Annotated in this window: 11 protein-coding genes; 6 read left to right on the plus strand and 5 right to left on the minus strand. The window is 47.9% G+C overall.

The genetic code is table 11. The features are described 5' to 3' along the window. On the plus strand, positions 1 to 504 hold a 504-nt coding region (locus tag BMX05_RS12075), incomplete at its 5' end, for an RNA-guided endonuclease TnpB family protein (RefSeq protein WP_143051974.1). A gap of 59 nt (positions 505 to 563) precedes the next feature. Here BMX05_RS12075 and BMX05_RS12080 read toward each other — a convergent pair. From BMX05_RS12080 to BMX05_RS12100, 5 genes are all read right to left on the minus strand, one after another. Further along, a complete protein-coding gene (locus BMX05_RS12080) occupies positions 564 to 2,135 on the minus strand; it encodes a restriction endonuclease subunit S (protein ID WP_218139053.1) in 1,572 nt (523 codons plus the stop codon). Then, complete coding sequence (locus BMX05_RS12085) at positions 2,125 to 4,572, minus strand: type I restriction-modification system subunit M (RefSeq protein WP_093312513.1); 2,448 nt, start codon at positions 4,570 to 4,572, stop codon at positions 2,125 to 2,127. Before BMX05_RS12085 ends, BMX05_RS12080 begins: the two co-directional genes overlap by 11 nt. A gap of 270 nt (positions 4,573 to 4,842) precedes the next feature. After that, positions 4,843 to 5,526, minus strand: coding sequence for a single-stranded DNA-binding protein (locus tag BMX05_RS12090; protein ID WP_093312516.1), 684 nt, complete (start codon positions 5,524 to 5,526; stop codon positions 4,843 to 4,845). Positions 5,527 to 5,567: 41 nt separating this feature from the next. Continuing rightward, a complete protein-coding gene (locus BMX05_RS12095; protein WP_093312519.1) occupies positions 5,568 to 6,956 on the minus strand; it encodes an MFS transporter in 1,389 nt (462 codons plus the stop codon). A 20-nt stretch (positions 6,957 to 6,976) separates the two neighbouring features. Next, positions 6,977 to 8,374, minus strand: a complete 1,398-nt coding sequence (locus tag BMX05_RS12100) for an FAD-binding oxidoreductase (RefSeq protein WP_093312523.1) — start codon at positions 8,372 to 8,374, stop codon at positions 6,977 to 6,979. A 304-nt stretch (positions 8,375 to 8,678) separates the two neighbouring features. Here BMX05_RS12100 and serA point away from each other — a divergent pair, with 304 nt between their 5' ends. The 5 genes from serA to BMX05_RS12125 all read left to right on the plus strand — a co-directional run. Next, entirely contained in the window at positions 8,679 to 9,908 is a 1,230-nt protein-coding gene (serA, locus tag BMX05_RS12105; protein WP_093312527.1) for a phosphoglycerate dehydrogenase, read from the plus strand. Positions 9,909 to 10,029: 121 nt separating this feature from the next. Next, a complete protein-coding gene (locus tag BMX05_RS12110) occupies positions 10,030 to 10,209 on the plus strand; it encodes a hypothetical protein (RefSeq protein WP_093312531.1) in 180 nt (59 codons plus the stop codon). A gap of 178 nt (positions 10,210 to 10,387) precedes the next feature. Further along, on the plus strand, positions 10,388 to 10,951 hold the full coding sequence (gene cysC / locus BMX05_RS12115; protein WP_093312534.1) for an adenylyl-sulfate kinase: 564 nt from the start codon (positions 10,388 to 10,390) through the stop codon (positions 10,949 to 10,951). Then, on the plus strand, positions 10,951 to 12,117 hold the full coding sequence (locus tag BMX05_RS12120; RefSeq protein ID WP_093312537.1) for a TIGR03032 family protein: 1,167 nt from the start codon (positions 10,951 to 10,953) through the stop codon (positions 12,115 to 12,117). The genes cysC and BMX05_RS12120 overlap by 1 nt, the downstream gene beginning before the upstream one ends. A gap of 33 nt (positions 12,118 to 12,150) precedes the next feature. Beyond that, positions 12,151 to 14,402, plus strand: a 2,252-nt coding sequence (locus BMX05_RS12125) for a DUF4347 domain-containing protein (RefSeq protein WP_143051975.1), incomplete at its 3' end; no start/stop codon positions are given.

Genomic DNA, 14,402 nt, shown 5'->3' on the forward strand with positions numbered 1-14,402 from the left:
CGCCGGCTGAGCAAGAAAAAGCTCGGCTCGGCCAACCGCGCCAAGGCCCGACAGAAGGTGGCGAAGCTTCACGCCAAAATCTCCGATTGCCGGCAAGACAACTTGCACAAGCTGTCCCGCAGATTGATTAACGAGAACCAAGTGATCTGCGTCGAATCCCTGAAAGTGAAAAACATGATCCGCAACCCGAAACTGAGCAAGGCCATTGCTGACGCTGGCTGGGGCGAGTTCGTGCGCCAGTTGGCGTACAAGGCGGAATGGGCTGGGCGCTCACTGGTCGCTATTGACCAGTGGTTCCCTAGCTCCAAACGCTGTTCGGGTTGCGGACATACCTTATCGTCGCTGCCGTTGTCGGTCAGGAACTGGCACTGCCCGGAATGTGGCGCAGACCATGACCGCGACATTAACGCCGCGACCAACATTAAAGCCGCCGGGCTGGCGGTGTTAGCCCTTGGAGAGAATGTAAGTGGCATAGGTCAAGCACCTGTGTCCTGTTCTCGATGAATTGGGAATCCCCTTCCTTTAGGGAGGGGAGGATGTCAATTTCAATTTTCCAATCTCAATTATCCATTGACGCGCAAGCGCGTCCGTCCGGTTAATAACTCTTGCATCATACCTTGTTTGATTTGGCGGGTTTTGCCAAGGCGTTGTTCCAGTGCCCGAATCTCTGCGTCCATATCGGAGAGGATGGTGGCGATGGCGGTTTGTTCTTCTTTGGGAGGCGCACATAGTAATAGATCTCGAAGCTCGGTAAGCCCGATTCGCTTGCGGGTTGAGCCTGTACTGGCATCTAAAGCCTGATTCCTAAATAGCGGATAATTCAAAAAATAGAATACAAACTTTTCAGAGTACCTTTGACTATCAACTTTAAGACGAATCCCATCTGAACACATAACATAGCGGTTATGGAAGTGAGGGATTAAACATGCCCTCGCAACTGGGTCACCCATCTTAGATAGAATTATTTCATCTGGATAAATGTTGCATGATATAAGCTCATTTGCTTTTTTATAGCTGGTGTAAACGAAGTCATCATTTTTAAATACACCATCGCCAATATTTTGGAGTTGAATAACTCGCACCCCATTTTCAGTGTAGTCTGACGCTTTCAAGTTGGAACCAAACGGACCTCCAGTAATAGCCCAATTATCCTTCTTATCTTTGAGTTGATCGAAGCATACAACCTCCCAATCCTCCGGTATTTCTCCCAACTCACTGTGTTTCACAAATTGAGAATTAACAGTTGATAGTTGATAACGAGGTTTTCGTTCTCCATTTTCAACTTTCAATTCTCCACTTGTTAACCGGATTTTTCCGGTTAACAACTGTTGCATGGTGGCGGTTTTGATGGCCTGTTTTTTGGCGATCAGTTTTTCCAGCTCGCTGATCAGCGCATCGACATCGGACAGAGCATTGGCGATGGCGGTTTGTTCTGCCTTTGGCGGCACTGGAATTTGATAATTTGATATTGCCGAGAGTGGCACTCTTCGATGGCCAGCACTTCCAACCATTTCAGGCTCTAGCGATTTTCTAAATACCTCCCTGTTGCTCCAATAATAGATAAACCTAGAGTCGGATATATCATTTGCGCGGAGAACATGAAATTCCGTACTTCCAAAGCCAATATCAGAATGAAGTAGTTCCGTATGGCAACCTTTCCCATTTTCAAAACATGGGGTTATCTTCGCGATCAGAACGTCGCCGCGCTCGAAATAAGTAAACCCACTTCTTACATTCTCTATAGGTATAAGATGTTGATCAGCAAGTTGAGCTTGCTCTGTTACATCTTGCATTCCTACAAAAGAGACTAAAGTTCCTGGCTTTATAGCTTTTTTCGACACTGTGGATTGGAATAGGGACCCGAAGTCTTGAACTTCCCAATCCTCCGGTATCACCCCAACTTCCGTTTGCTTATATCCCAAAGGCACAGCGTTCGAAACAGCTTCCGCTAGGTACTTCGGACTCACTTCTGCAACCTGATCATTACGTCGGCTGTCCATGCCTCCGCCCTGCGGGCTGCCGGTTCCGGCGTGCAAATTTTTTCCCGAAAAATTTGTCATAGCGTCCACTCCAAGCCCACGATATTCAATGGAGAATTGATAATTAATAATTGAGAACGGTTTTTCATTTTTCACTCTCCATTTTCAACTCTCCATTGATCCGCTGCATGCCCATGGCTTTTAGGTGATCTGTCACTTTATCGCTCAGGTTTTCTACCGATTGAGTAATGGCAGGCAGCGGCTCGCTATAGCGCTCTTCCAGCTCTTTCACCCGATTAGCCAGTTGCTGGGTCACGCGCTCGATTTCAGCGTTGATATTACTTTCAAGTGTTGCCAACCATTTGTCGTCTACAATCAGGGATTTAATCTCATCGATACTGAGTTTGGGGTATTGCTGAAATACCGCTAAATCCAGCGCGTCTTGTGCTTCTTTGAGGGCTTTTTTAGCGTCGGCCTCGGCATCAAACAGCTTTTTGGCGTGTTTTAGCGCGTTTTTTTCGTCCGGGTCGGTGGCCAGTTTCAGACGCGCCGTGACTGTGGCTTTGGTGACTTTGTCTTTATCGTTCAGCGCATCGTTTAGTAAGCCGTCGTCGCCGCTGTTTTCCTCAATAAAACTTTCAAGCGCTTGGCTGGCGTTATCAAGTAGCGATTGCAGGTGATCCACTTGGACTTGTTCAGCGGCAAAAAAGCGCGCGACCATTAACGCCGGTGGAATCAATTCCGCTTTGTATTTGGTTTTGGCGATCACCAGATCAGGCGTTTCTTTAAGCTTCTCACCTTTTTTAACGACTAACTCGCGCAACACTTTGCCGGCTTGCCAACCATCTTGCACTAGCACGTATACATCGTCTTGCATGGACTCGGCCCAGTAGTCCATCAGGATCTGGTAAATATCGTACTTACTCAATAAAGGCGTTTCCGCATAGCTTTGCAACAGATCTTCGCTAATACGGTGAATAATCTGTTTAGGCAACTCACCTTGCGCTATGGCGTGCAGGTTTGCGCGCTGCGCCCACTCGGTAAACGGCATTAAGCTTTGTGCGGCGAAGGTTTTGAACTCGTCATGGTTCAGGATGGTGCTTTTCACCTCGGTGGCTTTCACCAAGGCGTCGCTATAACCTTCACGGGCGGGTTTAAACAAATTGGCTCGAATACTCGGGAATACCTGCCAATATTTTTCGAGTGCGTCTATATCAGCATTGGGAATACCACCTTGTAGATGGGCGCTGAGATCGTGTAAGTCTTCCGGTTCGCTGGAGTCGATATAACGCGGAATATTCAGGTTGTAGTCGTTACCGGCCACTTCACTGAGCGGCACCATGCGCGAGTAGCGCGGCAGTTCTAGCTGCTTGGTAAAGACATCGACGATTTTGTGAATATCCTGGCTGCGCAGGCGGTTTTTATTGCCGTCTTTGATAAAGCCTTTGCTGGCATCGACCATAAAAATACCGCTGCGAGCTTGGGCGTGTTCTTTGTCGATCACGATAATACAGGCAGGAATACCCGTGCCGTAGAACAGGTTAGCAGGCAGGCCAATAATGCCTTTGATATAACCTTGCTTGATCAGGTTTTCACGAATACGTGCCTCGGCATTGCCACGGAACAAAACGCCGTGAGGCAGAATCACCGCGCCTTTGCCCGTGCTTTTTAGGCTTTTAATAATGTGCAGTAAAAAGGTGTAGTCGCCGTTTTTCTCCGGTGGAATACCCCAACTGAAACGGCCAAATTCATCCTCGTTCGGGTTGATGCCGCTGGTCCAGTTTTTATTGGAGAACGGCGGGTTAGCCATCGCAAAATCAAAAGTCTTAAGTTGGCCGTTAGCATCTTTCCACTGGGGATCAGCAAGGGTATTGCCTTTCCAGATTTTAGCGGTGGCGTTGTTATGCAGGATCATGTTCATACGCGCCAAGGCACTGGTGGCGTTGTCCATCTCCTGACCAAAAATACTCAAACCACGCGGCGCTTCATCACTGGCTTTTAACAAGAGCGAGCCAGAGCCACAGGTCGGATCATACACGGTGGCATCTTGCGAGGTATGGCTATCAATACCGATTACTTTAGAGAGAATACGTGATACTTCCGATGGCGTATAAAACTGGCCTTTGGATTTACCGGATTCGGTGGCAAAGTGGCGCATTAGGTATTCGTAGGCGTCACCCAGCAAATCATCGCCATCAGCGCGGTTAGCCGAAAGATTCAGCCCTTCAAAAATACCAATCAGCTTAGACAAGCGGTCGATCATCTCTTTGCCTTTGCCGAGCTTGTCCTCATCGTTAAAGTCGGCCACATCGATCACGCCTTTGAGGTCATTTTCTTCGGCTAAGGCACTAATAATTTTGTTGATCTTATCGCCGATCTCTTTGTCGCCTTTCAGGGCAACCAGATCGTCAAAACTCGTACCTTGCGGCACTACAATTATGCCGTAGGGGTCGCCTTTGTATTTATCAGACACATACTTCATAAATAGCAGGGTCAGCACATAGTCTTTGTACTGACTGGCATCCATACCGCCGCGCAGCTCGTCGCAGCTGGCCCAAAGGGAGGAGTACAGTTCGGTTTTCTTAATGGCCATGGTGATTCCCTACAAAGCCCAGCATCAGCTAGGTACAATTTGATTGTGTGCTTATGGCTTCTTAGCCTGATCTAGCTTAGTCGCTTTTAAATGCGGATAAGGTATACAAAAAAACACTTGATGCAATCCAGTAAAATATCAATCCGCATAAAAAAGCCCCCTAGTATCTTTACAGATAAAAGAGGGCTCAATATCAAGCTATCTTATTAATTTATATATCTTTTTAAACCCAATCCGGCTTAAAAAATGACAAGCTCATCTTTGTCAGGGCTAAAACGGAATATCATCATCAAAGTCATCAAAGCTTGGCTTAGGCTGACTCGGATTCGTTGCTGATGCATTGGCCGGCGCTTGTTGCGGCGGATAAGGATGCCCTTGGGGCGGTGCATAGTTTTGTTGCGGCGCTGACTGTTGCGGTGCTTGTTGGTGTTGTGGTGCCGCTTGCCCATATTGCTGAGGGGCTGCCTGCTGAGGGGCTGCTGTTTGTTGCGGGTAACCGCCATAAGCATTCGGTGGCGTTTGTGGCATGGCTTGCTGAGGGGCTTGCTGCTGTGGGTAGCCACCTTGAGGATACTGGTTGCCGTAAGGATCTGCTGGGGCGCCTTGGTTGCTCGTGTTACGGCCATCCAGCATTTGTAATTCATTGACCACAATTTCTGTGGTGTAACGATCTACGCCTTGTTGGTCTTGCCATTTACGCGTTTGCAGCTTGCCCTCAATGTACAGCTTGGAGCCTTTGGTCACATATTGCTGCACCACTTCCGCTAAGCGACTAAAAATCACTAAACGGTGCCATTCGGTGCGCTCTTGGCGCTGACCGCTTTGTTTATCTGTCCATTGATCCGAGGTCGCTAAGGATAAGTTAGCCACTGGGTTACCATTGGGTAAATATTTCACCTCTGGGTCTTGGCCCACATTACCCACCAAAATCACTTTATTAACGCCGCGTGCCATAAATCGATTTCTCCATGATGCAAAAAGGTTTTATTTATCAGTTAACACGCTGAAGCTTGGCCTGTCCAACGCCCTTGTTGTAGTTGGCGCTGTATTTCTTCACTTAAAAGATGGCGATCCACCTTTAAATAAGCCGTACCTTCTTCAGCCAAAATCACCACTTCCTCAATCCCTGTAATAGCTAAGAGTTGCTCACTCACTTCTTGTGGATGCGCTACTTGATGTCCATCTAAAGCGATCACTTGGCTGCTTAAGTGCCTTGGTGGTGCCATACTCAGTGCGAAACTCCACCAAAGCGCCAATAAAAGACCTGCTCCAGCAAAAACGGCGTTGATCCCCGCCCACGCATACAAGGTTCCACCAAGCACGCCGCCCAAAAAGGCCCCAAAAAACTGGCTTGAAGAATACACCCCCATCGCCGTGCCCTTGCTACCTGTTGGCGCCAGCTTACTAATTAATGAGGGTAAAGTGGCTTCTAGTAAATTAAAGGCCATAAAAAATACAAACAAGCCTGCAATTAAGCCTAGCCAAGTTTCCCCAATCAAGGCTAATGCAAACGCAGCACAGGCTTGTACGCCAATGGCGCTTAAAAAGACAGGACGCATTTGGCGTTTTTTCTCTGCCAGAATCACAAAAGGAATCATGGCAATAAAACTACCGCCCATCACTGGCAAATAGACCCACCAATGATGCAAAACGTCTAATCCAAGCTCATGCAAACGCAGTGGCAAAACGACAAAACAAGCGGTCAGCACCAAGTGCAAAATAAAAATGCCGCCATCCAAACGTAGGAGTTCAGGCTGACGGATCACTTGTCCCAAAGACGCTGTTTGCACACCGACATCCAAATGGCGTGCATAACGTTGGGGTGTGGGAATCCAGCGCCAAACCACTAAAATACCAATACAGGCCACTAAGGCAGTAAACCAAAACAAGCCTGCTAAACCAAAAGGCGCCGCCAGCAAAGGCCCTAGCACTAAAGACAGCATAAAAGCCATGCCAATGCTCAAACCGACGGTGGCCATCGCTCGGGTACGTACCTCTTCACGGGTTAAATCCGCTAACAAGGCCATAATACTACTGGCAATGGCACCACTGCCTTGTAAGCAACGTCCCAGAACCACACCCCACATAGAATCCGATACTGCTGCAACCACACTCCCCAAAATAAACAGAGCAAGCCCTAAATAAATCACGGTTTTGCGGCCGATACGGTCTGAGAGTAAACCAAAGGGAATTTGTAGCAAGGCTTGCGTTAGCCCATATCCTCCCAAGGCTAAGCCGATTAACAAGGGGGTTGCCCCTTGTAAATCCTGTGCGTAAATACTAAGCACAGGCAACACCATAAAAAGTCCTAGCATACGCAGCGCATACAGCCCTGCTAGTCCAGACAATGCGCGTGTTTCAATTGGATTAAACCCCGCGGCCATGCTTGTCTCCTGCTCGGGAATTAAAGATCAAAGATTTTGCCAGGGTTAAGCACATTGTGCGGATCAAAGGCGCGTTTAATTGCCTTCATATAAGCGATTTCTTCTGGGGTACGGGTGTGATGTAAATAATCTTTTTTAATCAGCCCCACCCCATGTTCCGCAGAAACACTGCCTTGATAGCGGCTAACAATCGCAAAGACCCATTGGCTGACTTGGTGACAGCGGCTAAAAAATTCTTCTTTGGCTAAATTTTCTGGCTTGAGGATATTCAAATGCAAATTACCATCACCAATATGACCAAACCAAACAATCTCAAAGTCTGGGTAATGCTCGCTGACGACCTGATCCACTTCTGCAAGAAATTGCGGCACTTTCGAAACTCGCACCGAAATATCATTTTTATACGGCGTGTATTGGCTGATGGTTTCGGAAATATCCTCACGTAAGCGCCATAAATTTTGTGCTTGTTGTTCACTTTGGCTCATCGCACCATCGACTACCCAGCCTTGCTCCACACAAGCTTCAAATAGACGCATCGCCTCTTCTAGTTGTTCTTCCTGCGTGGTTTCAAACTCAATCAAGGCATAATAAGGTGCTTGCGTATCAAAAGGCGCATTCAGGCCTTGGTGCTCAACGACTTTTTCCAAGGCATTGTGGGAGAAAAATTCAAAGGCGGTTAAATCCAGACTGGTTTGGAAGGTATGCAGCACCTGCATCACTTCTGCCATGCCGACCACCCCCAGAACAAGCACTTGTAAATCTTTGGGTGCGCGCGCTAGTTGAATCGTAGCTTCAGTAATCAAGCCCAAGGTGCCTTCTGCACCAATAAATAAGTGGCGCAAATCATAGCCCGTATTATTTTTGAGTAAGCCACGATTATTCAGCTCTAAAATATCGCCTTGCCCTGTGACCACACGCAAACCTGTGACCCAATCGCGCGTCATCCCGTAGCGAATCACTTTAATTCCACCGGCATTGGTGGAAATATTGCCGCCGATTTGGCTCGATCCTGCAGAAGCAAAATCCACTGGATAAAATAACCCTTTCTCTTCGGCAATTTGCTGGAGCTGTTCGGTAATCATCCCCGCCTCTACAGTGACACTGCGATCGACAGGGTTAAACTCCAGCAATTTATTCATATAATCAAAGGCCACCACGATTTCCCCTTGGGTCGCCACTGCACCCGCAGATAATCCAGTGCGCCCACCGGAAGGCACTAAAGCCAGCTGGTGTTGATTAGCAAATTTGACCAAGGCTTGTACTTCTTGCGTACTGCGTGGAAATACAATAGCACTAGGCTTGGGTTCATGAATTTTAGTCCAATCACGGCCAAAGGTGATCAAAGCGTCAGTATCTGTACGGACTTTATCGGCCCCGATGAGGTCTTGTAAGGCTTGGAGCATTTCTTGCTGTGTCATGGGTTTTCTCGTATCAATCAACAGGGGTTAACAATTCGCTCAAATCAGCTCAAGCCGCTCGACACAAGATGAATCAAGCGCACACTTAAGATGAGTAAAAATCCTGTTCGTGCTTGCCTGCGGCAGCGCACAAAATTCTCGGATTATGATAACATAGCTTCCCTGTAATCACCTGAAACTCACAGGTTTTAGGTTTAAGGTTGAAGATTGCAGATGGCACTTGGGGTATTTCTCCAATACCCTAGGGTTCTTGTTATGATCCCGCGTCGGCGCACACGGCCGAAACTTAGAGGATTCTCGTGCAATGGCTAAAACCTCTCTTGATAAAAGCAAGATCAAAATCTTACTCCTTGAAGGGGTACACCCTTCTGCAGTCGAGCATTTCAAAGCCAACGGCTACACTAATATTGAATACCATGCCAAATCCTTATCGGAAGAGGCACTACTAGAAGCAGTTAAAGATGCACATTTTATTGGTATTCGCTCGCGCACTCATCTGACTGAAGCCGTCTTTGCAGCCGCGTCTAAATTAGTGGCTGTAGGTTGTTTTTGTATCGGTACCAACCAAGTTGATCTACAAGCGGCCCTTGCGCGTGGTATTCCGGTCTTTAACGCACCTTACTCCAATACCCGCTCCGTGGCTGAGCTCGTCCTTGCGGAAGCCATTATGCTGATGCGTGGTATTCCACATAAAAGCCAAGTGTGTCACCAAGGCGGCTGGATCAAATCCGCCAATGGCAGTTATGAGGTGCGCGGTAAAAAGCTGGGTATTATCGGTTATGGTAATATAGGTTCGCAACTTTCCGTATTGGCGGAATCTTTAGGCATGGAAGTCCTTTATTATGATGTGATTTCCAAACTGCCGTTAGGTAATGCACGCCAGCTTGATTCCTTAGAAGAACTTCTAGCGATTTCTGACGTGGTCTCTTTGCATGTACCAGAAACCCACTCCACTAAATGGATGATGGCTAAAGCACAAATTAGCCAAATGAAGCAGGGGGCACATTTAATTAATGCCTCCCGTGGTACTGTGGTGGTGATCGAGGACTTAGCAGAAGCCTTGGAAAGTGGTCATCTTGCCGGTGCTGCGATTGATGTTTTCCCCGTTGAGCCGCGCGGAAACGATGACGAGTTTATCAGCCCTTTGCGTGGCCTAGATAACGTCATCCTCACACCGCATATTGGTGGTTCCACTATGGAAGCCCAAGAGAATATCGGTAAGGAAGTCTCAGAAAAACTGATTCGTTACAGTGATAATGGTACCTCCACCTTCTCGGTCAACTTTCCAGAAGTGGCTTTACCTTCGCATCCAGAAAAACACCGCCTCTTACATATTCACCAGAATATCCCTGGTGTGTTATCTGAGATCAACCGTGTGCTTTCTGAAAACGGCATTAATATCTCCGGCCAATACCTGCAAACCAACGAAAAAGTGGGTTATGTGGTAGTTGATGTGGATAAAGAATACAGCCAGCAAGCACTCGAAGCGATGAAACAAGTGAAAGGAACCATTCGTACGCGGGTTCTTTTCTAAGTCTTTTTTAAGTTCCACCATCCCCGCTTTTGAGAGCGGGGATTTTAAATCACCTTCCCCTTTATTTTCACCACCATCACTCAAACGCTGCTGTTAAATCGCCAAACTTTTACCTTGGTACTTGGCTCGAGGCGCTTTCCGCCTTGCTAACCCACACCTCGCCTTTGAAACCTGCCAGCGCTATCAGGCAGAAAAACGCCACCTGGATCAGCGTTTTCGGGATTATCAGGTACAGCAGTTTTTAGCGATCAATCAAGTGCTGGCAGATGGCTCAAGTGAGTGTTCGATCAAGACTTTTTAAAAAAAATACTAGAAAATAGCAGTAAATTGTCGGAATTTGTCAGATTCTAGCGCTATTTTTGTTACCTATGTCCGTTTACCTAAGCGACAAAGCCGCTAGAATAAGTGGTTACAGAAAAAGCAATTCTCACTGGACACGCGCTTGCGGGCACTAAGGCACTACCAAGGAAGCAGGGGCAATGACGACTCTCACAATTAAAACCCCACAAATTATCTGGTTTACTGGTCTCAGTGGCAGCGGTAAAACCACATTAGCCGTTGCCCTTAAAGAGCAACTGGCCGCCCAAGGGATAGACAAAATCTATCACCTGGATGGCGACCAGTTACGCAAGGGCATCAATGCAGATCTGGGTTTTAGCCTGACCGACCGCGACGAAAACCTGCGCCGTGCGGCTCATATCGCCCGCCTGTTTCTGGATGAGGGCTACTGGGTATTGGCTTCTTTTATTACGCCACTGAATCGCCAGCAGGCGATGATAAGAGAGCTGTTACCGGAAGGGCGTTTTATAGAGGTTCACCTGAGCACACCGCTTGAGGTGTGCCAACAGCGCGACCCGAAGCAGCTATATGCCAAAACCGCAACTGGTGATGTACCCCAGATGACCGGGGTGAAATCCCCCTATGAGCCACCGCTAAAACCTGAACTTAGGCTGGATACAGCAAAGTTCAGCATTGATGCCTCTGTGCAACACATTTTGGCTGGCATAACCGATGACGCTGATAAAAAACGGACAGTTGAATAATGGATGAGGACACGCCTTTGACAACAAATAAACCGCTGAACGAATGGACGCCATCAGGCCTGAAAAAGTCAGGCTTTAATGAGGAAGGTGAACGCACGGATGAAAGCGTTAAAGAAGCAGGTCAACCTCAGTTCCATTTATCACCAGAGTTTGATCAGTGGTTAAAGGATACGGGTGGCTCTTTTGTACTGTCAACCTACCAATCCGGTCATATTATCTTTCTGGGTATGAGTGAAGATAGCAAGCCGTATTTTATTGATCGAGTTGTTGGTACGGCAATGGGAGTCACTGTTGATCGAGACAAGCTCTGGGTTGCCGCACGTGATCAAATTTGGCGTTTTAGCAATATCGGTTCAGGCCGTTTGTCCGGTATGCACTATCAGGCAGTATATATGCCCCGTAGTGGTTATATGATCGGTAATAGTAATGCTCACGATGCTATTGCCGACGTTTCCTTCCGTGGCAAACATTATGACTTTTTATACGCTAATACCCAATTTAGCTGTATTGCGGCACCCGACGATCACTACAGCTTTGTCCCTGTCTGGAAACCCAGCTTTATTTCTGAATTGGTTGCAGAAGATCGCTGCCACCTTAACGGTATTTGCAGCCGGGATGGGGAATTGCGCTATGCCACTATCTGTGGAAAAAATGATACCCCTCTTGGCTGGAAAGATAAGCAAACAGGTACCGGTTTTGTAGTGGATCTGGCAACGGAAGAGATTGTTTGTGAAGGCCTGTCTATGCCCCACTCACCCCGTTGGCACCAAGGTAAGCTTTGGGTCTTGAACTCTGGGGAAGGGGAACTGGGTTATGTCGATTTTAAGACCAAACGCCTAGTGGTGGTATCCCATTGTACGGGCTTTGCCCGAGGCCTATGTTTTGTCGGCAATATGGCTGTTGTGGGGTTGTCTCGTTTAAGGCCTAAGGTGTTAGATCTTCCAGGCATTAACCTGGCAACCCGTTTAAAAGAAAGGAAAACACCTCAACGTACCGGTGTGCAGGTGTTTAATACAGAGACAGGGGTTCTGGCTCACTGGATCACAATGGAAGGCCCTATAACTGAGTTATATGATATTGCCTTTCTTCAAAGTATATCCCGTCCTTATACCCCTGGGTTTAGGGATTCTGAATTACATCGCGAACTTATGAATATTCCTGGCTAAGGAATGGTAAATAAAGAATTACAGGAGTGAACCATGATGACCAACGGTCAGGAAATTAAAGAAGTCATTGTTATTGATCCGGGGGTTTCAGATTATGAGACTTTAATTGCCGGCTTAAGTCCCGATATCCCCGTTATTTTACTGCAGGAAAATGCCAACGGCCTGGAAAGCCTGGCTAACGCTTTATCTGATTATAGTAATCTTGATGCGGTTCATCTGGTCTCCCATGGTAGCCAAGGGCAGCTATACCTGAGTGGCGATAGTGTTAATCAAGACAGTTTGGAACAGCAACCCGATGTAGTGGCTAGTATTGCAGAGAGCTTTGCTCCAGGTGCAGACCTTTTGCTCTATGGTTGTAGTGTTGCGTCTGGCGAGAAAGGGCAAGAGTTTGTTGAACAATTGTCATCTGATCTTGGGGTCGATATTGCTGCTTCTGACGATAGAACAGGCCCTCTTTCCTTAGGTGGTGATTGGGATCTGGAATTTAGTGAAGGTGAGATTGAATCAGTGCTGCCTTTTACTGTTCAAGGCATGCAGGATATTGATCACTGTTTGGGCTGTGTAAGCTTTTTAGGTGGCGGTCTTCCTCATTTGACAAATGAAACAGACTGTAAGAATAATGATCCGAATAACACTTGGACCTCGGATACTCCTGCCAACAATAAACCAGTTTTCAATTCTGGTACTAGCTTCTCTGTAGATGAAACTTCTACCGATACCACCTCTGTATTACTGGATGTCAACGCTAACGATGGCGATAGTGGCGGCAATGATTCTGTAACCTACTCCATTACCGGGGGTACGGGACAAACTTTATTTGATATTGACAGTGATGATGGTGAGATCCGCTTAAATGCGACAGGTGCCTCCACCCTAGACTACGAAACCGCCACCAGCTATACCCTAACCATCCAAGCCGATGATGGTGAATCATCCAACAATACTATCACCCAAGATATTACCATTACCGTTAATGATATTAACGAAGCACCAACTGTAGCCACCAATGCAGGTCTTACTGTTAATGAAGGTGCTGCCGGTACCATTGCAAATACGCTACTTAAGACCACAGACCCAGATAGCGGCGATTCCGGTACTGGGCTGACGTACACCATCACATCGGGCACTTCCAGTGGCTCGATCTGGATCGATGCCGACGGTAGCGGTACGATCAACAACGCCGAATCTGCGTTGGCTATTAATGGCACATTCACCCAAGACGACATCAACAATAACCGAGTTAAATACCTGCATGATGGCTCGGAAAGCACCAGCGATAGCTTTGGCTTTAGTGTTCAGGATGGTTTGGAAGACAGTGTTTCTGCTGTTACTGGGCAGACATTCAATATCACGGTAAACGCGCAAAATGATGCCCCCACCGTCACGGGCACTCCCTCAGATATCACCACCTTAAATGAAGATACTCAGGGCAATATTGATCTATCCGGTGTGACCTTTGCGGACGACGATAACGATACGCTGACCGTGACCCTGACCGCTTCTGCCGGTACTTTTGCGACGCCTGTAGATGGCGCGGGTGTTGTTGAAACCAAAGTCAGCGATACCGTGATTACCTTGGTCGGTTCGGCTGCAGATATTAATACCTATCTGGATACCGCCTCTAATATTCAATACACAGGTGCTGCAAATGCCAGCGGCGATGATGCCGCCACCATTACGATTACCACCAGTGATGGTAACGGTGGCAGTTTAGCCAGCGATCCGGTGGTCAATCTGGATATTACCGCGGTTAACGACGCCCCAGTGCTGGACAATTCCGGTTCACCCACATTAACCGCCATTGATGAAGACCCTGCCACCAATACCGGCACCTTGGTGTCTGATGTTTTGGGGGCCGCATTAACCGATGTGGATACTGGCGCGTCGGAAGGCATCGCGGTAACAGCGGTGGACGAGAGTAACGGCACCTGGCAGTACTCGACCGATGGCACCAACTGGTCGGATGTGGGCACGGTGGCCGATAACAGCGCCCTGCTGTTAGCGTCAGACGATAAACTACGTTTTGTGCCGGATGCGGATTACAGCGGCAGCGCCGCGGTGACCTATCGCGGCTGGGATCAAACCTCGGGTACGGCGGGTCATCAAGTGGATGCCAGTACCAACGGTGGTACCTCTGCCTTCTCCATCGCAAGCGAAAGCGAAAGCGCCACTATTACCATCAATGCGGTGAATGATGCGCCCACCCTATCCGGTGGCCCTTACGCCTTTACCGCCACCGATGAAGATACCGCCTCGACCGGTGTGCTGATCTCAACCCTATTAGC

Source organism: Allopseudospirillum japonicum (genome assembly GCF_900108915.1).
Lineage (GTDB): Bacteria > Pseudomonadota > Gammaproteobacteria > Pseudomonadales > Halomonadaceae > Pseudospirillum > Pseudospirillum japonicum.

Excerpts from the sequence above, each read along its gene's own strand:
- BMX05_RS12085 (WP_093312513.1), bottom strand. The coding sequence starts at position 4,572 with ATGGCCATTAAGAAAACCGAACTGTACTCCTCCCTTTGGGCCAGCTGC.
- BMX05_RS12090 (WP_093312516.1), bottom strand. The coding sequence starts at position 5,526 with ATGGCACGCGGCGTTAATAAAGTGATTTTGGTGGGTAATGTGGGCCAA.
- BMX05_RS12095 (WP_093312519.1), bottom strand. The coding sequence starts at position 6,956 with ATGGCCGCGGGGTTTAATCCAATTGAAACACGCGCATTGTCTGGACTA.
- BMX05_RS12100 (WP_093312523.1), bottom strand. The coding sequence starts at position 8,374 with ATGACACAGCAAGAAATGCTCCAAGCCTTACAAGACCTCATCGGGGCC.
- serA (WP_093312527.1), top strand. The coding sequence starts at position 8,679 with ATGGCTAAAACCTCTCTTGATAAAAGCAAGATCAAAATCTTACTCCTT.
- cysC (WP_093312534.1), top strand. The coding sequence starts at position 10,388 with ATGACGACTCTCACAATTAAAACCCCACAAATTATCTGGTTTACTGGT.
- BMX05_RS12120 (WP_093312537.1), top strand. The coding sequence starts at position 10,951 with ATGGATGAGGACACGCCTTTGACAACAAATAAACCGCTGAACGAATGG.